The sequence below is a fragment of the Acinetobacter sp. ANC 4218 genome (genome assembly GCF_002135245.1).
In the GTDB taxonomy this organism is placed as follows: Bacteria; Pseudomonadota; Gammaproteobacteria; order Pseudomonadales; family Moraxellaceae; genus Acinetobacter.
In genome coordinates this window covers 45,812-69,831 of sequence record NZ_NEGD01000002.1, presented here as the reverse complement: position 1 = coordinate 69,831, position 24,020 = coordinate 45,812, and the positions used below count along the sequence as shown (strand labels likewise).

The following is a 24,020-nucleotide window of genomic DNA, read 5'->3' as shown; positions in this document are numbered from 1 at the left end:
TCATTTCAAAAAATGTCTGCTTAGCCCAAGCAGACAATAAAACCCCAATGCATTAACCACAGCAGCGCAAGATAAATACAGAGATAAAAAATATTCGGCAGCGGAATCCAGCCCTGTTCCACAACACGGTCAAGCACGCGCATCACTACACGCAGTACAACGTAGGCCAGAACCGCCTGAATCAGCAGAATCGGGACATATACCCCATAGACATTTAACTCACCCATGGACAACTTCTCCAAGTTGTATCTCTTCTTTAAGCTGCGCTGGTTCATGACATAAACTGCTGCGAATATTGTTTAAAGACATCTGTATTCGCCAGGAAGTTTCAGCATGTTCCAGTTGTTGTGCCTCTTTTTTCAATTGGCTGATTTTTAAAATAACCTGCTGATGAAGCTCTGTAATCAGCTGTTGTTGCGCATTTTCTTTGGCACGAAAATAGTCATCCAGACCTTGTTGCAGATCTTCCAGACTCACCAAAATGGCTTGCTCTGAATCAAGTCGATGCATCAACTCTTGCAGACGGGTCAGGTCAATCACGGCACTGGTTTCCACCAGGGCCAAATTAATCTGAGTCTTTAATTTTTCCGACTGCACCATCTTGGTATTCAATATTCCAATCCGGTCCAGCATACTGCGTAAATGAATACGAAACGGCACGCCATAAGGAAGATATAAAGCCTGACGAATGGCCTTGTAATGCAGCGACAGAATCCGCTGTACCGTAATTTCAGGAGACATCGCCCGAACCAGATGAATGATGTAAATCGAAATAATCGGCCCCAGCACCGAACCGATGGTGGCATCAAAGAAAAAAACCTGATCCAGCGTGTAATGGTTTTGCAAGTTCAAGCCCATGATGGTTCCCATCAATAAGGGCAAGGCAATCCCGGTGAGTGGCGGATGAGGAAACATCATCAGGCAATAGATCACAAAAGGGGCCAGTACCAGTGCCAATTCCCAGAACGAGGTCACGTGCGGAAAAATGCCATAGGCATAAATAAACACCATCATCCCTGCATAAATATTGCCACGCACAAACATCTTCAATGCCGGTACCGGGTTATCTATGGCAGTTAAAATACAGGCGCTGATCGCTGCCATTTCAGCCATCATAAAACCGGCTTTCCAACCACTGAGTATCCAGAATCCTGTCGCGATGATCACCACAATAAAAGCGGAAATTCCGCCCCGCACCGCAACCCCATGGTCACGGTGTAAATTGGGATAGGTGGTGCTCAGGGGTGTGACGCTTTCTGGCAATGAAGCATCGCCCTGTTGGATGCGTTGCCAAATCAATCTAATGGCACGAATATTTTGAATGAAATGACGGATATCCATTTTCAGACTGGCCAAAATCACCTGCTGTTCAGCAGATACGGTGGCCATTAAACGGGTAAAATCCTGCTCAAAATTTTCAGGCAACAGATTTAGGGTCTGTTCCTGAATATCCTGATCATCTTTTAAAAATGTGGCGCTATGATCATGAATCACCTGAAGCTGGACACGGTATTGGCGATCCATTTGATCCAGCTGTTTGATCCGTTCGGCCATCGCCACCAGGTTCGCTACCAGCATGCTCAGTTGATGTAGCATTTCCTGTAGGGGTTTGGTCATGCCCTGCAAGGTCGATTTCTCATAGGACAAGTGCACTGCCATGACATGAATTTCAGCAATATCACGGGTAATCTGACTGAGTGCGGTACTGTAATTTCCCAGTTCGGAGGGATTGAGTAAAATCTGGTCAAATAAAGTTTTGGTGTCTTTAAAGGTTTTAGATACACGTGCCGCCACGGCTGGCCCAATATGCAGCGGAAAAATTGTCGTAGTCACAATAGCACTACAAACCACCCCAACCAGAATTTCTAAGAAGCGGCCCACGGCCATATCAAACATCGACGCCGTGTCAATGCTATAGATAATGTTATAGCTGATAATGACGGTGGTATATCCCGCCAGCATAAATACATAACTACGCGGAGTCCGGTCGAGCAGCGAGATATATAAACAACCTCCTACCCATGCAGCTAAAAATAAAGTGAACAGCCACGGTGTGTTGATTAGTAGCGGAGTCACTGCCACCGAAACTACCGCACCCAACAAGGTGCCCAGTGCACGATACACACTTTTGGAAGAAGTCATCCCGGAAAAGGGATTGGCAATCACAAAGACGGTCCCGATTGCCCAGATGGGATAGGCCAAATTCAGTGCAAAAGCCACATACAGCGCAAGCATGCCTGCCAGAAACGTTTTAGTCGCAAAAATCCAGTCCATCTTGTTGGGACGAAATGCGAGTACTTGTTTAGTAAGCAGCATGGGTTGATCTCAAATTAGGGGGTTACTTCCTCTGCCTGATTTTGGAATGACGACTACAATGCACGATCTACCTGGAAGATGGATCGTGTAAAAATAGGGAGGTTTAAACATGCCTCAGATGAGCGTCATTCAAAACGAATGGAGAAGATTTCACATCATCCTGTTGATGTGAAATAACACAGGAAAACAGTCAGCCTGGAAAGGTTGAAAATTCACCATTAGACATTTATTTTGATTATTTTTTCAAACAAAGCCCATAAAGTCAATAATAATATCTTATTGTGATAATTAAACATAAATTAATAAGACCTATTAAATGAATATTGCCTGATTTTCTCATGCTCACCGTAAAATATTTTTAGATGAGGTACAAATACAACATTAGCTTCACAAAAGCCCTGCTCTACCTAATTTTTTGTTATAAAGTAATACTTATTCGTTTTTCTTTTTATATGCTTTGACCAAGCAGGTACTTATGGCACTTTCTAGTTTTGGTAAAATTCTTACCGTTTTGGATCTCTTTTCAGTGTCTCGCCCGATCATTAATGTCGATATCATTAGTGAGGAATTAGGACTCTCTAAACCCACAAGTTACCGTTATTTAAAAGAATTGGTTTCGGCAGAATTATTACAACGCCTCAGTGGAACTTCAGGTGACTACACACTAGGTTCTAAAATTGCCGTACTGGATTACATTTCCCGTACCACAGACCCTTTGGTACAGATCAGCATTCCCTTTATGCAGCAAATTGTAGAACGTACCGAATTCGGCTGTCTGCTCACGCATTTAAATTACGATTCATGTATCGATATTCATCACGAACTATATAAAGACCTGACCACGCTGATTTATGGTCGTGGTTGTCCTCGCCCAATCTATAAAGGTTCTTCTGCCAAGGTGATTTTGGCACATTTACCCAAACAGCGCGTTTTGGATTATTATCGGCGCTTTGTGACTGAACTGTCTGAAGTTGGCTTTGCACATAGCGAAGAAGAATTCCTGTTGCAAATGAAACAGATTAAAAAACAGGGCTATTATTTCTCGAGTGGAGAAGTCGATCCCAATCTGGCCAGTCTTTCTATTCCAGTGAAATTTTCCACTAAGGAACCGCCTTTGGCCTTGACCCTGTTAGGCTCGAAAAACCGCTTTGAATTTACCAATTTCCAGAAGTTGATCGAAATATTACGCGACAATGCCAGTTTAATCGAAAAGAAATTTATGACCTTGACCCATCAGGAAGACATATTTTAACTTGAGGAACAACAATACATTTTAATCTAAAAAATGTTGAATTCATTATTATATTCTCATAATATGATTATCGTTCTTCAGCATCCAGTGTTCCATGATAACGTGATGCCAGGTTAAAAACTCTCCCCAAATTAAAAAAGCTCATCACAGGATGGGCTTTTTTATGCGCTTATTTCCAATATTCTATTGCTTCTCATGCGGATAAAAATAACGGAACGTCAGATTCACCCGTGGCTCAATAATTTTCACCGATTTCCTTAAAGTATGCTTCCAGTACTGCTGAGTCTTGCCACGCATCACAATCAGCTGACCGCTCTGTAACAGCACATCAACTTTGTCTGGCTTTTACTTGTGCTTAAAACTGAATTTCCGGGTTGCCCCAAAACTTAAGGAGGCAATCACGGTTTCCTGACCTGTATTGGGTTGCAATGTAGACTCATCATCACTATGCCAGCCCATAGCTTGAGTGCCATCTTCATACAAATTAGCAAGACATGAATTAAACGCATAGCCGACCAAATTTTCGATATGCTGCTTTAAACGGAATAATCCGGGTGTCCAGACATGGGCTTGCTTGAATGTGCCGGAATAATGATATGGGTAATTTTCATCGCCATACCAGGCCACTTTACGTGCAGTTTTATAGTGTTTTCCATACAACAGCACTTCATCATGTTGCCAGGCCAGATGAGTCAAAAAATACTGCAAATATTGCTCGCTCTGCTGAGGCGTTAAAATCAGGCCATAGTCTTGTACAATGCCGTCATAGGGCAACAGATTGGCTCGGACTTCAGGCTCAAACAATTCAAAGTTCATCGGCAAAAATAAATCTAAAATTCATTTTATTCTAACGAATGATTTCTGTTCACAATTGAGAATATTGTATGCGCTTGTGACATAGGCTATCAGGCTTAGTCTCAAAAAAATTGCATATGAATTTATGACACTTATTTCAAAAAATTCAGCCTTTTGTCCAAACCTACAGCTTACTGGTCATCGAATTTGACCCTGATTGCTTCCTTCACCGCTCAGGTCAAGGCGCTAATTGCAATATGCGGTTAATAGTATTAATCGACTGATTGAATCGGGGGTTGGGGCTGCCTGAAGGCTGCCATATTCTGATCACCATCTCTGCCATTTTACTGGCTAAAGAAGTCATCAATGCCTTAGTGCAATTAGGGCAACAATTTTATGGGGAAAAGCTGCGTATTAGCGGATGCTGAAGAAGAAACGCATAGTTGATTATATTATGAATATTTTTATAACAGCGTGCTCACATGATCCCTTTTATGAGCGAAACTCGTTTACTTCTTCTTAGGGCAAAATTAAATTTTAAAATAAATCATTCATAGAAACATGGTCTTTCCGCTTGGCTCCATTCCCAAACCATAGCTGATAACCACCTAGTCATGAAGTCATGAGCAATAAAAAAAGCCTGCAAATTGCAGGCTTTTTATTTAATTATGAGAGTAATTAACGCTGAACTTTCTGTTCAATCTCTTCGACGCTGGTATGGCGAACATCTAGCCCTTTGACCATATAGATAACCTGTTCAGAAATATTACGTGCATGGTCACCAATCCGCTCCAAAGAACGCAACACCCACATCACATTAATGACCCGTGAAATATGACGCGGATCTTCAATCATATAAGTCATTAAGGTACGGGTCGCAGACTGGTATTCACGGTCAATATCGGCATCCGCAAGCAATACTCGTAAAGCCTGATCAACATCCAGACGTGCAAAGGCATCCAGCGCATCATGAATCATCACACGAACCTGATTACCAATGTGACGGGTTTCCATATAGCCACGTGGCGAACTGCCTTCTTCACATAAATTTTGTGCAATACGGGCAATTTTTGCAGCTTCATCGCCAATACGTTCCAGGTCGGTATTGGCCTTTGACATGGCAATCACCATACGTAAATCAATTGCCGCAGGATGACGGCGTGCCAGAATCAGGGTCAAGGCTTCATCAATCTCGGTTTCCATACGATTGACTACATTATCCTGAAATTGCACTTCAATCGCTAAAGCGGCATCAGTGTCTAACAGGGCATGAATACTGTTGGCCACTTGCTGCTCGACCAAGCCCCCCATGGTCATAAACTTGGTATTTACATCTTGCAAATCTTCATTAAATTGCGAAGAAATATGGTGATTTAACACCGGATTGTTTGGCAAGGGACGTACTCCACAACAGCGATTTTAAAATGAATGATCTTGTTTAATATTAAAGCATACCTACTATGAAGTTTTTATGACAAAAACTGCAAGATTAGCTGACTGGCTTGAACGACTTGTCAACCAGCCAGGTATTCATTTCTTCAAGGTCTTTTTCGGTCAATTTACCGACCGATGCTTTTAAACGCAGCACATTAATCAAATAATCATATTTTGCATTTAAATAATCCTGTTTGGCAGAAAAAGCGTTGCGTTGTGCCAGCAGCACATCGACCATGGTTTTTAGACCTTCCTGATATTGTGCTTTAGAGGCTTGGGAAACCACTTCCGAAGAGTCCATTGCGGCTTTTCGTGCCTGTAATTTGGCTTGATCAGTTTCTACCTGCATATAAGATTTTTTCACATCGGTACTGGCTTTGCGAATTGTAGCCTCCAGCTGGGATTCGCTTTTCTTCACATTTACCGTGGCTTTTTGAATGGATTTTTGCGTTCTGCCCCCGGTATAAACATTCCAGTTCATCTCTACGCCAATCTGGTCAAACTGGCCATCACTGGATACCACATTTTGCGGGGACTGCTTGATATATCCATACGTCCCTACTGCCTCAATTTGTGGATATAAGGCAGCTTTTTCTACCCGTTTCTGGTCTTCTGCATAACGCTGCTGGATACGTGCCTGCTGAACAGAGAGATTCTGACTCAGTGCCAGCGCTGTCCAGGCATCCAGATCAGCAGGATAAGGCTTTTGAAATTGAAAATCGTCTCGGAGTACGGCCAAATTTTCTTGATAAGGCCCGATTAACTGGGTCAGCTGTTCCTGTGCCAAAACCAGTTGTACATGCGTGGCAATCCGGTTGGCCCGGGCACTTTGATATTGCGCATTGGCCTCACTGACATCGCTTTTTGCTACCAGTCCTTCTTTTAATTTGGCATTCATCACATTCAGCTGTTCAAACAGGGCTTTTTCTTCCTGCAGATTGGCTAGGGTTAAACTCTGCTGACGCAATATATTAAAATAACTTTCCGAGACGTTTAAAATGTGTTCCTGGCGCTGTAATTGTAAAGTGATTTCACTCAGATTAACGGAAGTTTTGATCTGCTTTAAACCTTCCCAGGCATCCCAGCGAAATAGTGGCTGACGAGCAGTAATGGCAATTTGTCGAGTAGTAGACGGGGAAGCCGTAAATGCATCTGCCGGAAAACCCGGAATACTGCTATCACTGCTCTGCTGGCTTTTACGCATCACATTTCCAGAAACAGTCACCGTTGGCAATAAATTCCCTTTGGCAATACCCAGATTGAGTTGATCTGCTTCATACTGTAAAAGATTGGCTTGCCAGTTGGGATCGCTGTTTTTCGCCCGTTGATAGGCTTGCACCAAATCCAGAGCATGACTCCAGGGACTGAACAGCAACACACATGCACCAATGACTATTTTAATATCCATTTTTTATCGTAAATCCCGACCTGCGACCATCCATAGACATGCATATTTATAATAAAAGCTATGCAATATTAAAATGATCTGCTCAATTTTCCGTATGATTTTTATTAATTTTTGCCATCTGCTCAGCTGTTATTCATCAACCTCCACATGACTGCTCCATCATCACAGCACGTAACCAAAATCCTTCACAACACTACACAGACAAAGACTTTTTCAGTTATACAATACCCGCATACCCTGCAAATCATTGCCGCATGTACCCGATATAGAATGACTGTGCCGTTAAAAACAAAATTTTCTGTTAAGCAATACTTCCCTTTCTTTATTTTTATCCTTCTTATCGGGTGTCAAAAACCCGAACCTCAACCTATTCAAGAACCGGTACAAAAACAATCACAACAAGATGAAACGGTAGATTTAAACCTATTATGCAAAAATCTTGAGAAAAACATGCTGGCCATTAATGCGGAACGCACCACTTTTGCCCTGGAACAGATTAATCAGGATCTCAAGTTATGCTTGCCGCTGTCTACCTTAGCAGAACAACAACATTTATTAAAACTGTCCAATCAAATGTACAACAACTTCCTTAGCGTGGATAGAACAGCGCCACAGCAAGTTGCTTTCGAAGAGTATGCTTTTGATTTATCGCAGCATCCGACCATTCAACAAAACCGTTTTGAACAACTGACGTTACGTGATCAATATTTATTAAAACATAAAGGGCAAGCTTATATAGAGCTGTATGATCGCGGTAAAGGCCAGATCAATTATCGCCGTAGCCCCGAATATTTAGCCAGAATTTTTGCGCCTTATATGCCGCAAGCCGAACAGGTCTTTATCGAAAATCTGGCGGCACAAAATACGCTGCCGGTATTTTCAGAGCATATCTTGATGATTGAACCGCATGAAATTGTGACCCGGGCTTTATTCTGGGAAGAATATTTAAATCAATACCCGAAAAGTAGCTATCGTAAAGATGCGGAATATCTTTTACAGATGTATAGCCTGTTTTTATTTAAAGGCATGCATGATTCGCCGGTCTCGGATACTTACCTGGATAAATATGCAGTACAAAGCAGTTCAATGGATGAAATTGAAAAATTAGCCCAGGTCAAAAACTCGCATTTAGCCGTTCAAGCGAGCAAGTTTCTGCAATTTCTACAGTTATCCGAACAGCAGCGCTTACAAGAAATTCCTGTTCAGCTTAGCCTTAAAGAACAACTGTCGATGTCTGAAAAACAGCTCGCACTCAGACAGTTAGATGAATATTTGGGTTTACAAAATCTGAGCCTTTCCAACCCGCGTGACTGTTTTAGTGATGCCGTTTGTGTTTAAGCTGCCTGTCTGTCTCCGATCTGGACGCCAGCCGAAAAGCGATGTTTTATGTGAATGTTTTTTAGTACATGGACATGGTAGTATTGATTCATAGCTTGACGGAGCGCGAGTAACAACTCGCTGAGATCGCCTAAATTCTATATGCAAATATGGCATTTGAGGGTGAGTACCGTTGAACCTGATCAGGTTAAGACCTGCGTAGGAATCAAGCCATCAAAAAACCTAAGCCTTCAATTGATTTGTGTTGATTTTAAAATCATTCAATCAGATCAATCTGCCACGTTTTTGGTCGTGCTTGATTCGTTGATGTTATTCACAAGGATCATTACCATGGACCAATTAACGAATCGCTCTGCAACAGATATTTCCGCTCAGCATGAGCAAGATGCCAAAGATCTCACCCGAATTTTACCCGCTTCCAGAAAAGTCTACATTCAAGGTTCGCGGAGTGACATTCAGGTGCCTATGCGTGAAATTTCCCTGACCGAGACCCCAACCGGTCTGGGTGGAGAACACAATCCGGCCATTATGGTCTATGACACTTCAGGCGTTTATACCGACCCGAACGTGGCCATTGACCTGAATAAAGGTTTGCCCAATGTGCGTGAAACATGGATTGAGGAACGTCAGGATACGGAACGTTTAGAGACGCTGAGCTCTGCTTTTGGACAGGAACGTCTGAAAGATATTCGTACGGCAGAAATCCGTTTCGCCCATATTCAAAAGCCGCGCCGTGCTAAAGCGGGCAAAAATGTCACCCAGATGCACTATGCACGTCAGGGCATCATTACTCCTGAAATGGAATATATCGCCATTCGTGAAAACCAGCGCCAGCAGGAAGGTGTTGATGCACGCCAGCATGCCGGTCAAAACTTCGGGGCCAAGAATCTGACGGAAATTACCCCTGAATTTGTGCGTCAGGAAGTAGCCGAAGGCCGTGCCATTATTCCGGCCAATATTAACCATCCTGAAATTGAACCGATGATCATCGGACGTAATTTCCTGGTCAAGATCAATGCCAATATCGGCAACTCCGCACTCGGTTCCAGCATTGATGAAGAAGTAGCGAAAATGACCTGGGCCACCCGCTGGGGTGCTGACACCATTATGGATTTGTCGACCGGCAAAAATATTCATGAAACCCGTGAATGGATTATCCGCAACTCTCCTGTTCCAATTGGGACGGTTCCTATTTATCAGGCACTGGAAAAAGTTGATGGTGTTGCCGAAGACCTGACCTGGGAAATCTTTAAAGACACCCTGATTGAACAGGCAGAACAAGGCGTGGACTATTTCACCATTCATGCCGGCGTGCTTTTAAGATATGTACCGCTGACGGCTAACCGCTTAACCGGAATTGTTTCTCGCGGCGGCTCTATCATGGCACAGTGGTGTCTGGCGCATCATCAGGAAAACTTCCTGTATACGCATTTTGATGAGATCTGCGAGATCATGAAGGCCTATGATGTATCCTTTAGTCTGGGGGATGGCTTACGTCCAGGCTGTATTCAGGATGCCAATGACGAAGCGCAGTTTAGTGAACTGCGTACCTTGGGGGAACTGACCCATCGTGCCTGGGAGCATGATGTACAGGTGATGATTGAAGGTCCGGGGCATGTACCGATGCACATGGTCAAAGAGAATATGGACTTGCAACTGGAAGTCTGTAAAGAAGCGCCTTTCTATACCCTAGGGCCTTTAACCACCGATATCGCTCCCGGTTATGACCATATTACCTCGGCAATTGGCGCTGCCATGATTGGCTGGTACGGTACCGCCATGCTGTGCTATGTCACGCCAAAAGAGCATTTGGGCTTACCGAACAAGAAAGATGTCAAAGACGGTATCATCACCTATAAAATTGCAGCCCATGCCGCCGATCTGGCCAAAGGCCATCCGGGTTCGCAAGTGCGTGATAATGCCCTATCCAAAGCGCGTTTCGAATTCCGCTGGGAAGATCAGTTCAATTTGAGTCTGGACCCGGATACGGCACGTAGCATGCATGATGAAACCATGCCGAAGGAAGCGCACAAATCTGCGCATTTCTGTTCCATGTGTGGTCCTAAATTCTGTTCCATGAAAATCACTCAAAATGTGAGGGATTATGCGAAAAATCAAACTAACGAGGGACAGGATACAGAGATTGAAGCAGGTTTGAATGCCATGAAAACCAGCTATCATGAACATGGTCAAAAATTGTACCACAAGCTGTAATTCTTAAAAAAAAATCTTTTATTTTCATAAAATTCTCAGTTAGGATGAATGTATGCTTTTCATCCTGACTGAGCTATATGAATATTATTAAACAAGCCACATATAACAACGACCAAGTCAAAATTCAGTCGCGTGAATATCTTTTTCGTGGCTTCATTCAGGTTGAAAAAGTCAATCTCTGCCATCGTTTATTTAACCAGAGCAAATTCACTCCTGTTATGCAGCGTGAACTGATTCACCGCCCTGAAGCTGCCGGTGTACTGATTTATGATGATACCCAGCAAAAATTTGCCTTAATTGAACAATTCCGTGTCGGTGCAATGGATGATCCAGAATCCCCCTGGCAACTAGAAGTGATTGCCGGTGTACTCGATGGTGATGAATCGCCGGAAAGCTGTATACGTCGTGAGAGCATGGAAGAATCTGGCTGCGAGATTGACCAGTTACAGCATTTATTCAGCTTTTATCCTTCGGCTGGGGCCTGTTCTGAACTGTTTCATTTATATAGTGCCCAAGCACATCTTCCTGAACATGGCGGAGTGTTTGGCATGCCGGATGAAGGGGAAAATATTCAGCTGCATATCATTGATTATAGTGAAATCACTACCTTATTGAGTAATGGCCGATTAAGGAATGCGCCAGTCATTATGGCCTTGCAATGGTTGCAACAACATATTAAAACAACAAGGAATGTCTAGGGAGTCGGACATGACTTTATACCAACCCAATGAAGACCAGCAAGACTGGACCATTATTCAGATTTCAGACACGCATTTAATGGATCAGGACGATCTGGAATTTGTAGAGATGAATCCGGAACAGAGCTTTCATGCTGTGATGCAACAGATTCAGCAGCAATATCCGAGTACCGATGCCATTATTCATACTGGGGATCTGGCGCAAGTACCGGTCAAACAGACGTATACACGTTATTTATCTTATATGCAGAATCTTGGTATTCCCTTTTATCAAATTCCAGGCAATCATGATGATATTGATCTGTTCCCTTTCTATCAGCATAAAAATCAGGTACACGCCATTCATTTTGGCAGATGGAGCGTGCTGCTGCTAAACACAGCCGTAGACGGCAGAATAGATGGCCGGATTGAACCAGAGCAATTACAACAGCTAGATCAACTACTGGCAGAACTGCAACAGCAATTTGTCATTGTGGCATGTCATCATCATCCTTTTGCCATGCAATCAAAATGGATCGATCAACATAAACTGAAAAACCCTGAAAACTTGACCGCTGTTTTAGCCAGGCATAGTCATGTTAAAGCGGTTATTTTTGGTCATGTGCATCAGGATTCGTGTCATGAATGGCAGCACATCCGGTTTTTCTCAACTCCGTCGACCTGTGTCCAGTTCAAACCTTTCAGTGAAAATTTTGCCCTAGATGACCAGGCCCCGGGGTTTCGTGTCCTGCATCTGAAAGCCAATGGTGAGCTTGAAACCCGAATTCAGCGTGTCCAAACAGTACGGCAACAAATTAATAGCGAAATTTCAGGTTACTAACTTTTCATTTTGCTTTTTTTCTATTACTTTATGGCTTCCGAAGGAAGCATGATCGATAGAATCCAAGCATCAAAGACTATCAAAAAGCACAAAAAGTCTATATGATGACGACCCTCGAAGGAGAATCTCCTTAGGGTTGGATAAAAACACTTGCATATCACCATATTTTTTGCGTATAGATAATACGCATATGATGAGGAATGCCCTATATGGCGAATGACAACCAAAATCAAGTCTTGGACGAACAAACTGATGTGGTAGATGAAAAATCTACCAAACGCGTGCGTAAAACAAAGCCAAAAGCGTCAGAAAGTGGTTCTACTGCTAGCTTATTTGGTATTGCACCTTATCAGCCTAAAAAAAATGAAGAATACATGTCTGAAGGACAGCTTGAGCATTTCCGCCAGATTTTATTGGCGTGGAAAGCAGAGCTCATGTCTGAAGTAGACCGTACCCTCAACACCATGCAAGACGAAAATACCGCATTGCCTGATGTTAATGACCGTGCCACACAAGAAGAAGAGTTTGCGATTGAACTCCGTACCCGTGACCGTGAACGCAAGCTGATTCGCAAGATCGAGCAATCCATCGAAGCGATTAAAAACGACGATTACGGTTTCTGTGAAACCTGTGGTATTGAAATTGGTCTGCGTCGTCTTGAAGCACGTCCAACTGCTACCCTTTGTATTGACTGCAAAACCCTGGCAGAAATCAAAGAGAAGCAAAATAACGGTTAATACTGTGTTAAGTAATCCCTCCCTGACCCTCCCTTTAAAAAAGGGAGGGAAAGCTGAAGAGAATTACGTGGGTCGGTTTGCGCCATCGCCAACCGGCCCTTTGCATTTTGGCTCGCTTATTACAGCGGTAGCCAGTTATTGCGATGCCCGTGCCCATCAGGGTCAATGGCTGATCCGGATTGAAGATACTGACATGCCGCGTATTTATCCCGGTAGTGAAGAACATATCCTGCGTTCAATTGCAGCGTTCCAGTTTGAGCCCGATGCCGAGATCATTTTCCAGAAAGACCGCCTCGATATTTATGAATCTGTGATAGAACAGCTGCATCAGCAAGGCTGGGTCTATGCCTGCCAGTGCACCCGTAAAATGCTCGGGTCCAATCATATCTACGCTGGAACCTGCCGGGATTTAAACCTGCCTTTTCAGCAGCAAGCCATTCGTCTGAAAGTATCAGATCAACAGATCTGCTTTACCGATCGCCTGCAAGGAACGCATTGTTCCAACCTGCAACAGGACCTGGGCGATTTTGTGCTGAAGCGCCGTGATGGCATTATCAATTATCAGCTCGCCGTAGTGGTTGATGATTATCTGCAAGGCATGACTCATGTGGTGCGTGGCGCAGACCTGCTAGACAATACCGAACGGCAAATCTGGCTCGGTTCGCTGCTGGGTTATCCGCAACTTGACTATATGCATCTGCCTTTAGCGATGAATGCTCAGGGACAAAAACTTTCTAAACAGAATCTGGCTCAAGCACTCGATCTCAAGCGTGCTCCTGAATTATTACAGCAAGCCATTCGCGCTTTGCACCAAGCGGAAGTCGATTTAGACACGCCCCAAAATATGCTGCAACAGGCCATTGTCCAGTGGAATACAGACTTCATTCCACATACAACTGAGCTACAAGGCAGCTATTTATAAAACTCAAATTATCGTTAAGCTAAAAACATCTACACCAGACATGGCAGACTTAAAATGTTTTTTATCTTTGGTATTGGCCCTAAAACCAAAGTGGTCGAGAAAAATCAGTTTCTATGCCCGGTATGCAGAACGCGCAGCGCTTAGGAATTGAAACAACAACGCAGTTTTTTTCTATATTTTTTATCCCACTGATTCCCCTTTCCAAGGCGAAAGGAGAATTTGTGCAATGCTTACATTGTGGAACGGAAATGCCGAGCACCGTGTTAAACCATGCTCAGCCAGAATAATTGTCCGAATCAACACTAGAAGCTTGATTCTTCTTTGCTTGGATTGGCTTTTTGTGTCGTGGCATCAATTTTCAAAATCAGGCTGATCATCACGGCACACATAATTAACGATGAACCACCATAACTGATAAACGGCAAGGTCAAACCTTTGGTCGGTAACATGCCCATATTCATCCCGGCATTCACCAGGATTTGCAGCAAGAAAATAATACTGATGCCATAAGCCAGATAACCTGCACGCAAATATTGATACTGCAAGGCACGGTGCCCAATCTTGATACAGCAGACCACCATCATGAAGGACAGGATCAATACGGTGCTGATACCGAAAAAGCCGAATTCCTCACCTAAAATCGCCAGCATAAAGTCAGTATGCGCTTCAGGCAGATAAGACATTTTCTGGATACTATGACCCAGTCCGACTCCCATCCATTCACCCCGACCAAAGGCCATCAGCGCATTAGACAACTGATAGCCGGTACCCAAGGGGTCAGCCCAAGGATTGGTAAATGATAAGGCACGCTGTAAACGGTAAGGCTCAAAAATAATTGCGGCGGCCAAAGCAAATATAATCGCGATCAGGAAGAAAATAAACTGAATCGGCGGTGCACCAGCCAGGAAGAAAACACCTAAAATCATCAGGACAATCACCGCAGTCGCACCCAGATCGGGTTCCAGCAGGATTAAGCCTACAGTGATGATCATCACGCCGACCAAGCGGTATAGGCCGGATGCACTGCTTCGCACCTCTTTTGCCCGTCGTACCACATAATCCGCAGTAAAGATGGCCATCATGACCTTGGCCACTTCCGAGGCCTGCAAGGTAAAACCGGCTATACGAATCCAGCGGGTGGAACCGTTGACTTCGGTGCCAGCAACCAGCACCACAGCCAGCAGCAGAATGGTCATAATCCACAGGGGAAAGGTATTGTTAAACCAAACATTCAGCGATACTTTATAAGCCAGAAATGCAGCTACACCTGCCACAAAAATGGAAATGCCGTGTCGGATTACATAATGAAATGCATTTTCATGTAAGCGGTCGGCATAGGGCATCGATGCCGATGCCACCATGATTGAACCGATACAAAGCAAGGTAATCACACAAAAAATCAGCACATTACGTGGCGTAACTTCAGCGGGAATTTTCGCTCCCCACTCATTGTAGACCTGATTAATTTTATTTATGGTCGTCTGAGCTAACCCAGCCATACAACTTTCCTTATCGTTCTTCTAAGCAAGTGTGTTCACACATTCAACAAACTGGTGCCCACGTTCACTATAACCTTTAAACATATCAAAACTTGCACATGCAGGTGACAATAACACCACATCATGGGCTTGGGTATGTTGCTGGCATAATTCCACCGCTTCTTTTAAAGATTCGGCATGAAGCAATGTCGTGGTTCCTTCAATGGCGGCTTCAATAATCGGACGATCCTCACCAATTAACACCACGACTTTGGCATATTTGCTTAAAGACTCGCGTAAAGCAGTGAAATCCTGACCTTTACCCTGCCCGCCCAGAATGATCGCCACTTTACCCTGTTGTGGCTCAATTGCTGCACCCAGACCATCAATCGCCGCCAAGGTTGCGCCAATATTGGTGCCTTTAGAGTCGTTATAATAACGAACACCATTGACTTCTTTAACAAATTCACAGCGATGCTCTAGGCCTTTAAAGCTTTTCAGCGTTTCCAGCATGCTGTCCAGCGGCAAACCGATCGCTTCACCCAAAGCCAGGCAAGCCAAGGCATTGGCTACATTATGTGTCCCTTGAATGTACATATCTGTGCTTTTTAACAGGCGTTCACGACCACGTGCCAGCCAGATCGTGCCATTATCTTCTTTTAAAATGCCGTACTGATTTAAATCCGGTGCATTCAGACCAAAGCTCTGCATGGGTGTCGTATCTGGAACCAGTGGACGAGTAAGTGAATCATCACGGTTAAACACGACTTTTTTCACGCCCTGGAAAATACGATGTTTTGCAGTGTGATAACCAAACATATCGCCATGACGATCAAGATGATCTTCACTCATGTTGAGTACCACTGCCACTTCGGCATTTAAATTGGAGGTAGTTTCCAACTGGAAGCTGGACAATTCCAGAATATACAGTTCAGGGTCATCTTTGGTTAAATCCAGTGCAGGACGACCCAGGTTACCGCCTACCGCCACTTTCTTGCCGGCATCTTTAGCCATTAGGCCAATCAGAGTCGTTACGGTACTTTTGGCATTTGAACCGGTAATTGCAACAATCGGTTTATCGGTGGCACGGCGCAAAACCTGAATTTCACTGATTACCGGAATGCCTTGGGCAATCGCTGCCTGAATTTCTGCAATCTTTGGATCAAGCCCCGGACTAATCACAATTTCTTCAGCTTGTAATAACAGATCTTGATCAAGCTGACCAAAACTGGTCTGAACATCGGCAGGAATCTGATCATGTCCGGGAGGTGTCTTTCGAGAATCTGTTACTGCAACGCGGTAGCCATGTTCATGTAAGAAATTGACTGCTGCAACACCTGAAATTCCGAGTCCTGCAACAACTTTTAATCCACCACGCTGTATTAACATTTTTACCCCATTTTATGGTCTGTTTTTAAAACTGACAAAATGTTAGCACTTTGCTGTTTTGAATGCTTTTTCTGTTTTGACTTTATCTCGGCTTTTTTGTGTCAGCGCGTAAAAAAACCGTCATAAAAATGACGGTTTTGCAAAATTCTTATTGAAGATGGAAATATGACCTGAAAGTTATTTCCATTTTACCGCTTGCACTTCAGGTTTTTTCTGAACCGGGTCGGGATTTGCAGCACAGCCACAGCTTCCTCCGCAACCTGAAACCATCGCCGGTTTTAACCACTTTGCCAAAGCTGCCCAGCCTTGCTTTTCACAGTGCTGAGACAATGCCATGAAGACTGAATTTGATGTTCTGGGAAAAACTTTCTTAAACACCACGACAGCACTCCAAAGGACCAAAGCAGCCACAATCAGAATTTCAATCATTTCAGTCTCCTTTCACAGCCTTAAATCACACTATCCAAAGTAATGTGAAGCAATTTGATAGGTCAGGAATGACATCAGATATGCCAGACCAAACAGGTACAGGGTCATTAAAGACATGGTTTTCCACGACCCCGTTTCGCGGCGCACCGTCGCTAGAGTGGCCAGACAGTGCGGTGCATAGATAAACCACACCAGCAATGACAAACCTGTCGCCAATGACCAGCCCAATTCACCTGTGCCACCGATAATAGAAGCCAGACCCTGTGACATGGCATCTTCATCTACCGCAGAAAGTGCATATACGGTACCGAGTGCTGCCACCACCACTTCACGAGCCGCCATTGCAGGAATTAAAGCAATACAGATTTGCCAGTTAAAGCCCAGTGGGGCAAAAATTGGCTGCATCACATGACCCAGCATTCCGGCAAAGGAATAATCAATTGCCGGGGCAGTTGCACCGTCCGGCGCTTGCGGGAATGTACACAGGAACCACAGTAAAATGGACAGGGCGAAGATGATGCCACCGACACGTTTCAGGAAGATTTTGGCGCGATCCAGGAGACCAATCCAAACGCTTTTGACATCAGGAAAACGGTAGCTTGGCAACTCCATTAACAACATATGCTGTGACTTGTCTTTCTGGAAAAATTTCAGCACGGTCGCCACAATCAAGGCACTAACAATCCCGGCCATATATAAGCCAAACAGCACCAAACCCTGTAAATTGAATATACCCCAAACCATTTTTTCCGGAATGAAAGCGGCAATCAGCAAGGCATAGACCGGCAAACGGGCCGAGCAGGTCATCAACGGTGCCACAAAAATCGTGGTTAAACGGTCACGCGGATCACTGATGCTGCGGGTTGCCATAATGCCCGGCACCGCACAGGCAAAGCTGGACAATAGCGGAATAAAAGCACGACCTGAAAGACCGGCTTTAAACATCAGCTTATCCAGCAAAAATGCCGCACGCGGTAGGTAACCCGATTCTTCCAGCACCAAAATGAAAAAGAACAGGATTAAAATCTGGGGCAGAAACACCACCACACCACCGGCACCGGCGATAATGCCATCCACCACCAGACTGTTGAGTAAGGGATGAGAAATCTGTGCACTGACCACTTCACCCAGCCAGCCAAAAAAGCGTTCAATGCCATCCATGAATGGTGCAGCCCAGGCAAATACCGCCTGAAACACAATAAACATCATCACGGCCAGACTGACCAGCCCCCCCACCGGATGTAAAAATATCTTGTCCAGAAAATCAGAGCGTTTGTCTTCATGGTCAACAAAAACCACCACATCTTTTAGCAGCTGAGCAATTTTTTCATGATTTGAACCCGAAATTTTGACATCACTCAGTTCAGCATTGGGCGTTCTAAACGTTTCCGCATCCAGTGCACCCATCAGGTTTTCAATCCCTGCATTACGTACTGCAACGGTTTCTACCATAGGAATGCCTAAACGTTGCGATAGTTTTTGCGTGTTGATCTGCATGCCACGGCGGCGTGCTTCGTCCATCATATTTAAGACCAGTAAAATCGGACGGCCCAGCTCAATCATTTCCAGAACCAAACCGAGATGCAATTTTAGGTTAGTTGCATCGACTACACATAGAAAGGCATCTTGCTGACCTTCTTCTGCAATTTTGCCTTGCACCACATCGCGGGTAATGGCTTCGTCCGGACTAGTGGCATTCAGACTATAGGTCCCAGGTAAATCCAGTACACGAACCGCACGAGCCGAAGGTAAAATAAACTGCCCTACTTTACGTTCAACCGTGACCCCAGCATAGTTACCAACCTTCTGCCGTGTTCCGGTTAAATGGTTGAATAATGATGTTTTACCGCAGTTCGGGTTACCTACAAGGGCAATACGTAGCGCATCACTCATGCAGTGATCCCCTCTTCAATTTCAATTTTTTCAGCTTCAACTTTGCGCAGTGCGAAACGGGTAAACCCCACCTGTATCAGGATAGGATCACCACCAAAAATACCTTTGGTAATGACCTGAACTTTTGTTCCCGGTACAAAGCCCAAAGTTTCCAAACGACTCGCCACCAGATCAGTCTGAGCTGTATCACCATTCAAAGTACGGTTGACTTTGCGAATGATGGCCGTTTGTTTCACTTTCAAATCAGATAATCGCACCGCATCTAACCCTAAAATATTTGCTACAGTATACAAACAAATGAGAATAATTACCAAGTAAGGTTTGATTCCAATTCTCATCTTGTCTGTAGCGTTCGACATTGCAAAAAAATTGGTCTACATTGATCAACACCAAGAAAAACTTGGATTTTTCATTCAATGTAGAAGTGACATGCTCAATAAAAAGCCTCGTATTCCTGCACCGGTAAATATTCCTGAACATTTAAGTTTTTTACAGGGGTTTCGAGATTATTTAATTGCTCAAACCGTCAGTCCGCATACGCGTAATGCTTATCTATCTGATTTAATTCAATGTAGTGAATGTCATGCGGTTTCAATGCCAGACTGGAATAGTGATGACATCTCCGATGTTTTATTGAATTTGACCAAACAGGGCAAAAGTCCGCGCTCGATTGCCCGCTCACTTTCTGCACTGCGATCCTTTTATAAATTTTTACGTGAACAAAAATTACGTAGCGATAATCCTGTTGCAACCCATAAAACACCTAAGATTGGCCGGGCCTTGCCTAAAGATTTATCTGAAGCCGATGTTGAAGCCCTCATTAACGCTCCAGACATTAATACGGCTCTGGGCTTACGCGACCGGGCCATGTTTGAAGTCCTCTATGCCTGCGGCTTGCGGGTATCTGAATTACTCAATTTAAGACTGGAACTGATTAATTTAAAACAAGGTTATTTGCGCATTGTCGGTAAAGGTAACAAGGAACGTCTGGTGCCTTTGGGACAAGTCGCTTGCGAATGGATTGAAAAGTATCTTAATGAAGCGCGTTCCCATTTATATAAAACTGCCACTGACTATGTCTTTTTAACCCAGCATGGCGGCATCATGAGCCGGCAGAATTTCTGGTATGCCATTAAGCGCTATGCCTTGCAAGCAGGTATTCAAACCGAACTTTCGCCGCATACCCTACGCCATGCCTTTGCCACCCATTTGCTCAATCATGGTGCCGACTTGCGTGTGGTGCAGATGCTGCTTGGTCATAGTGATTTATCGACCACACAAATTTATACCCATGTGGCTCAGGTTCGCATGCAGCAATTGCATGCCACTTATCACCCGCGTGCCTAATTTTTGATATCCGATATCTAAGACCAAGAAGTTTAACCAGCAAGACGCTTTTTTGTTATGCTTAGGCACCTGTCTTTATACCTACAAAAAGGGTTATTTATGTCATTTACCCGTTCAAAAGTTTTTCTGGCCTGTACTTTGGCCAGCAGCTTAGCCATTACTGCCTGTTCCAATGCAAATAACGATGAAAAAAAGCAAAATACCTTAACCGCGAGTGCCCCAGCCACCGGCCAGGCCTCGAACCTTTCGGAACGCAATGCACAGCAACGTCTGGTAAACACGCTGCAGCAGCATTTTAAGAAAGCCAATATCAATGCCAAGATTTTAAATATTAAAGCGACTGAAGTTCCCAATCTGTATTGGGTCAACTTGGAAGGCATGCCTTCGGTATATGCAACAGCCGACGGCAAATACATTATTCAGGGTGATGTGCTGCGTTTAGGTGACAGTAAAATTCACAATGTCAGTGAAAACCTGCAATCTGAAGCTAATAAAAAGCTGCTGGCTAACTTAAAAGTCGAAGATTTGCTGGTTTATAAAGCCCAAGGCGAAACCAAACATGTCGTGTATGTGTTTACCGATGCCAGTTGCCCATATTGCCATAAACTGCATGAGCATATGAGCGAAATTAATGCCAAGGGCATCGAAGTACGCTATATCGCTTGGCCACGTGGCGAACAGTTCATGCCAGCCATGGAAAGCGTGTGGTGTAGTGCAGACCGTCAGGCGGCTTTTAATCAGGCGATTGCCGGGGCACCGCTTGCTCCAGCGACCTGTAAGAATCCGGTCAGAGATCAATATCAGCTGGGGCTAAATATGGGCGTCAACGGCACTCCGGCCATTTATAACAGCGAGGGCGTTTATCTGGGTGGATATCTCTCGCCTGAAGAATTGGTAGAGCGTTTAAATAACTAATTTTTATCAGTTCATCTACTAAATTTAATAGGTAGAGATAAAGTGATTTCTGCCCTAGAGTCTGGCCGTTTTTTTAGCTATGATCTAGATTCGCTTAAAGTTGAATACATATTTGGAGTGTGACGTGAAACCAGTTCGTCTGGCAATCCTCGGTCTAGGTACTGTGGGTGGTGGTGCCCTTAAACTACTAAAAGAAAATGCTGCTGAGATTAAGCGTCGCACCGGTCGTGAAATTGAGATTACCCATGTCGGTACTCGTCGCCCTCGTCCTGATCTGGATTTGCCTGCTTCGGTGAAACAAAGTGCTGATCTGCTCGATATTGTTCGTCAACCGGATGTCGATGTCGTGGTAGAAGTCATGGGCGGCATTCACCCTGCTTATGAAGTCATCATGGAAGCGATGAAACACGGCAAGCACATTGTGACAGCTAACAAGGCCCTGCTCGCTGAACATGGCAATGAGCTGTTTAAAGCAGCCGAAGACCATGCCGTGCAAATTGCCTATGAAGCCGCCGTTGCTGGTGGTATTCCAATTATTAAAGTCATTCGTGAAGGTTTGGCTGCCAACAAGATTGAATGGCTAGCGGGCATCATCAACGGTACAGGCAACTTCATTTTAAGTGAAATGCGTGAAAAAGGGCGTGCTTTTGCAGACGTGCTGAAAGAAGCGCAAGAGCTGGGTTATGCCGAAGCAGATCCAACCTTTGACGTTGAAGGTATTGATGCTGCACATAAACTGACGATTCTGGCTTCATGTGCCTTTGGTATTCCGCTACAGTTCGACAAGGTATTTACTGAAGGCATCAGCAAAGTGACTGCCCAAGATGTGAAATATGCCGAAGACCTAGGCTTCCGTATCAAGCACCTGGGAATTGCCCGTCGTGCTGCATCTGGTATTGAATTACGTGTTCATCCTACTTTAATTCCAGATGATCAACTGATTGCCAATGTTAATGGCGTGAAAAATGCAGTCTTGGTTCAAGCCAATGCGGTTGGTCCAACACTGTATTATGGTGCTGGCGCAGGTGCTGGCCCTACTGCTTCTGCGGTAGTCGCAGACATCGTGGATATTGTCCGTGATATTATTTATACCGAAGATGGTGCCGGAACCATTCCACAGCTGGCTTTTGAAGCTTTGACAGATTTGCCAATTCTGCCGCGTGAAGAAATGACCACGGGCTATTACATCCGCATTAATGCCGAAGATCAAACAGGTGTTCTGGCAGATGTCACCACCATTTTAAGCCGTGCCGGTATTAGCATTGACGCGATCATGCAACAGCCGCGCTTAAAAGACCTTATTCCTATCGTGATTCTGACTGATCCAGTCAAGGAATCAAAAATGGATGAAGCCCTTCAGCAAATTCAAGCATTGCCCGTCATTCATGGCGAAATTGTACGAATTCGTTTAGAATCGCTTGATAATTAATCGGGTTGAGGGGAGTATTCCCCTTGCCAAGCTCTACACACAATTGGAACATCATCATGTCTAATGCCAATCGTTATACTGGTTTAGTTGACCGCTATCGCGACCGTTTACCAGTGTCTGCAACTACTCGCGCAATCTCTTTAGGCGAAGGGAATACGCCACTGATCAAGCTTGAGAACATTCCACGCATTATTGGCAAAAATGTTGAAATTTATGTGAAGTACGAGGGCTTAAACCCGACTGGTTCATTTAAAGACCGTGGTATGACCATGGCGGTTACTAAAGCAGTTGAAGAAGGCTCTAAAGCGATTATCTGTGCTTCTACCGGTAACACTTCTGCTGCTGCAGCCGCTTATGCTGCCCGTGCTGGTATCAAAGCATTTGTGCTCATTCCAGAAGGCAAAATTGCCATGGGCAAAATGGCACAAGCGATGATGTATGGTGCTGTCACCATGCAAATCCGCGGTAACTTCGACGACGGTATGCGTCTGGTCAAAGAAGTGGCTGACCAAGCACCTGTGACGATTGTAAACTCAATCAACCCTTACCGTTTGCAAGGTCAAAAAACCATTGCTTATGAAATCGTGGATGAGTTAGGTCGTGCGCCTGATTACCACTGCTTGCCAGTGGGTAATGCAGGTAACATCACGGCTCACTGGATGGGTTATACCGAAGCTGTTGCCAACCAGCCTAAAGAGCAGTTTGAACAGGTGGTTTATGATGCTGCAACTGATCAGTTCACCGGTCCTAAACCTGAAGGCTTGCCAACCATGGTCGGTTACCAGGCATCTGGTGCTGCGCCGTTCCTGCGTGGTGCACCGGTTGAAAACCCTGAAACTGTAGCTACAGCGATTCGTATTGGTAACCCGCAAAGCTGGCATCATGCCAAAGCGGTGGTACGTGATTCAAAAGGCTGGTTCGATGAACTGACTGATACGGAAATTTTAGAAGCGCAACGCTTACTTTCGATGTATGAAGGTGTATTCGTAGAACCTGCTTCTGCAGCGTCTATCGGTGGTGCGATTCGTGACATTAAAGCAGGTAAAATTGCTGAAGGTTCTGTTATCGTATGTACAGTAACCGGTAATGGCCTGAAAGACCCTGATACAGCAATCAAACAATGTTCTGATGCCGTAATGTTGTCTATCGATGCCTCTATGGATCAAGTGAAAGACTCTATTCTTTCTAATATGTAATGCATATTTA

Annotated in this window: 20 protein-coding genes, 3 pseudogenes and 1 riboswitch; of the genes and pseudogenes, 13 read left to right on the top strand and 10 right to left on the bottom strand. The window is 44.4% G+C overall.

All coding sequences use genetic code 11. From position 1 onward, the window contains the following. Nucleotides 1-20: 20 nt before the first annotated feature. Together B9T38_RS02005 and B9T38_RS02000 are read right to left on the bottom strand one after the other, a co-directional pair. On the bottom strand, nucleotides 21-227 hold the full coding sequence (locus B9T38_RS02005; protein ID WP_086195196.1) for a DUF1656 domain-containing protein: 207 nt from the start codon (nucleotides 225-227) through the stop codon (nucleotides 21-23). Next, on the bottom strand, nucleotides 220-2,316 hold the full coding sequence (locus B9T38_RS02000) for an FUSC family protein (protein WP_086195195.1): 2,097 nt from the start codon (nucleotides 2,314-2,316) through the stop codon (nucleotides 220-222). The genes B9T38_RS02005 and B9T38_RS02000 overlap by 8 nt, the downstream gene beginning before the upstream one ends. Before the next feature lie 475 nt (nucleotides 2,317-2,791). Here B9T38_RS02000 and B9T38_RS01995 point away from each other — a divergent pair, with 475 nt between their 5' ends. Next, nucleotides 2,792-3,568, top strand: coding sequence for an IclR family transcriptional regulator (locus tag B9T38_RS01995; RefSeq protein WP_086195194.1), 777 nt, complete (start codon nucleotides 2,792-2,794; stop codon nucleotides 3,566-3,568). 183 nt (nucleotides 3,569-3,751) lie between these two features. Here B9T38_RS01995 and B9T38_RS01990 read toward each other — a convergent pair. Further along, nucleotides 3,752-4,384: pseudogene (locus tag B9T38_RS01990) on the bottom strand (alpha-ketoglutarate-dependent dioxygenase AlkB family protein). Nucleotides 4,385-4,527: 143 nt separating this feature from the next. Between B9T38_RS01990 and B9T38_RS01985 the strand changes: the two are divergent. Next, a pseudogene (locus tag B9T38_RS01985) lies at nucleotides 4,528-4,779 on the top strand (ABC transporter); the annotation flags it as partial. Between the two features lie 262 nt (nucleotides 4,780-5,041). Here the strand turns inward: B9T38_RS01985 and phoU are convergent. Together phoU and abuO are read right to left on the bottom strand one after the other, a co-directional pair. Beyond that, nucleotides 5,042-5,758: a phosphate signaling complex protein PhoU gene (phoU, locus tag B9T38_RS01980; protein WP_086195193.1), complete on the bottom strand. Its 717-nt coding sequence runs from the start codon at nucleotides 5,756-5,758 to the stop codon at nucleotides 5,042-5,044. A gap of 94 nt (nucleotides 5,759-5,852) precedes the next feature. Further along, nucleotides 5,853-7,205, bottom strand: coding sequence for a multidrug efflux outer membrane protein AbuO (gene abuO, locus B9T38_RS01975; protein WP_086195192.1), 1,353 nt, complete (start codon nucleotides 7,203-7,205; stop codon nucleotides 5,853-5,855). Between the two features lie 270 nt (nucleotides 7,206-7,475). Between abuO and B9T38_RS01970 the strand changes: the two genes are divergently transcribed. From B9T38_RS01970 to B9T38_RS16925, 7 genes and pseudogenes are all read left to right on the top strand, one after another. Continuing rightward, a complete protein-coding gene (locus B9T38_RS01970; RefSeq protein WP_086195191.1) occupies nucleotides 7,476-8,543 on the top strand; it encodes a hypothetical protein in 1,068 nt (355 codons plus the stop codon). Between the two features lie 89 nt (nucleotides 8,544-8,632). Next, nucleotides 8,633-8,765: riboswitch (TPP riboswitch) on the top strand. Between the two features lie 108 nt (nucleotides 8,766-8,873). Then, nucleotides 8,874-10,757: a phosphomethylpyrimidine synthase ThiC gene (gene thiC / locus B9T38_RS01965; protein ID WP_086195420.1), complete on the top strand. Its 1,884-nt coding sequence runs from the start codon at nucleotides 8,874-8,876 to the stop codon at nucleotides 10,755-10,757. A 77-nt stretch (nucleotides 10,758-10,834) separates the two neighbouring features. Then, entirely contained in the window at nucleotides 10,835-11,455 is a 621-nt protein-coding gene (locus tag B9T38_RS01960; RefSeq protein WP_086195190.1) for an NUDIX domain-containing protein, read from the top strand. A gap of 10 nt (nucleotides 11,456-11,465) precedes the next feature. Further along, on the top strand, nucleotides 11,466-12,275 hold the full coding sequence (gene cpdA, locus B9T38_RS01955) for a 3',5'-cyclic-AMP phosphodiesterase (protein WP_086195189.1): 810 nt from the start codon (nucleotides 11,466-11,468) through the stop codon (nucleotides 12,273-12,275). A gap of 209 nt (nucleotides 12,276-12,484) precedes the next feature. Next, the gene (gene dksA, locus B9T38_RS01950; protein WP_086174133.1) at nucleotides 12,485-13,012 is read left to right on the top strand and encodes an RNA polymerase-binding protein DksA; all 528 of its coding nucleotides are present in this window, start codon (nucleotides 12,485-12,487) and stop codon (nucleotides 13,010-13,012) included. A gap of 4 nt (nucleotides 13,013-13,016) precedes the next feature. Next, a complete protein-coding gene (gene gluQRS, locus B9T38_RS01945; protein ID WP_086195188.1) occupies nucleotides 13,017-13,934 on the top strand; it encodes a tRNA glutamyl-Q(34) synthetase GluQRS in 918 nt (305 codons plus the stop codon). Nucleotides 13,935-13,988: 54 nt separating this feature from the next. Continuing rightward, nucleotides 13,989-14,221, top strand: a pseudogene (locus B9T38_RS16925) (zinc-ribbon domain-containing protein). 15 nt (nucleotides 14,222-14,236) lie between these two features. Here B9T38_RS16925 and ftsW read toward each other — a convergent pair. The 5 genes from ftsW to B9T38_RS01915 all read right to left on the bottom strand — a co-directional run bounded on the left by ftsW (nucleotide 14,237) and on the right by B9T38_RS01915 (nucleotide 19,380). Next, nucleotides 14,237-15,433, bottom strand: a complete 1,197-nt coding sequence (gene ftsW, locus B9T38_RS01935; RefSeq protein WP_086195187.1) for a putative lipid II flippase FtsW — start codon at nucleotides 15,431-15,433, stop codon at nucleotides 14,237-14,239. Between the two features lie 21 nt (nucleotides 15,434-15,454). Then, on the bottom strand, nucleotides 15,455-16,801 hold the full coding sequence (gene murD, locus B9T38_RS01930) for a UDP-N-acetylmuramoyl-L-alanine--D-glutamate ligase (RefSeq protein ID WP_086195186.1): 1,347 nt from the start codon (nucleotides 16,799-16,801) through the stop codon (nucleotides 15,455-15,457). Between the two features lie 177 nt (nucleotides 16,802-16,978). Next, the gene (locus B9T38_RS01925; protein WP_086195185.1) at nucleotides 16,979-17,230 is read right to left on the bottom strand and encodes a DUF6587 family protein; all 252 of its coding nucleotides are present in this window, start codon (nucleotides 17,228-17,230) and stop codon (nucleotides 16,979-16,981) included. A 30-nt stretch (nucleotides 17,231-17,260) separates the two neighbouring features. Beyond that, nucleotides 17,261-19,123, bottom strand: a complete 1,863-nt coding sequence (gene feoB / locus B9T38_RS01920) for a ferrous iron transporter B (RefSeq protein ID WP_086195184.1) — start codon at nucleotides 19,121-19,123, stop codon at nucleotides 17,261-17,263. Further along, nucleotides 19,120-19,380, bottom strand: coding sequence for a FeoA family protein (locus B9T38_RS01915; RefSeq protein WP_086195419.1), 261 nt, complete (start codon nucleotides 19,378-19,380; stop codon nucleotides 19,120-19,122). The genes feoB and B9T38_RS01915 overlap by 4 nt, the downstream gene beginning before the upstream one ends. Before the next feature lie 172 nt (nucleotides 19,381-19,552). Here B9T38_RS01915 and xerD point away from each other — a divergent pair, with 172 nt between their 5' ends. The 4 genes from xerD to thrC all read left to right on the top strand — a co-directional run bounded on the left by xerD (nucleotide 19,553) and on the right by thrC (nucleotide 24,010). Further along, complete coding sequence (gene xerD, locus B9T38_RS01910) at nucleotides 19,553-20,470, top strand: site-specific tyrosine recombinase XerD (RefSeq protein WP_086195418.1); 918 nt, start codon at nucleotides 19,553-19,555, stop codon at nucleotides 20,468-20,470. A gap of 99 nt (nucleotides 20,471-20,569) precedes the next feature. Continuing rightward, nucleotides 20,570-21,385, top strand: coding sequence for a DsbC family protein (locus tag B9T38_RS01905; protein WP_086195183.1), 816 nt, complete (start codon nucleotides 20,570-20,572; stop codon nucleotides 21,383-21,385). A gap of 124 nt (nucleotides 21,386-21,509) precedes the next feature. After that, a complete protein-coding gene (locus B9T38_RS01900; protein ID WP_086195182.1) occupies nucleotides 21,510-22,814 on the top strand; it encodes a homoserine dehydrogenase in 1,305 nt (434 codons plus the stop codon). 56 nt (nucleotides 22,815-22,870) lie between these two features. Continuing rightward, nucleotides 22,871-24,010 carry a threonine synthase gene (thrC, locus tag B9T38_RS01895; RefSeq protein ID WP_086195181.1) on the top strand — a complete coding sequence of 380 codons (1,140 nt, stop codon included), beginning with the start codon at nucleotides 22,871-22,873 and terminating at the stop codon, nucleotides 24,008-24,010. Nucleotides 24,011-24,020: the final 10 nt, after the last annotated feature.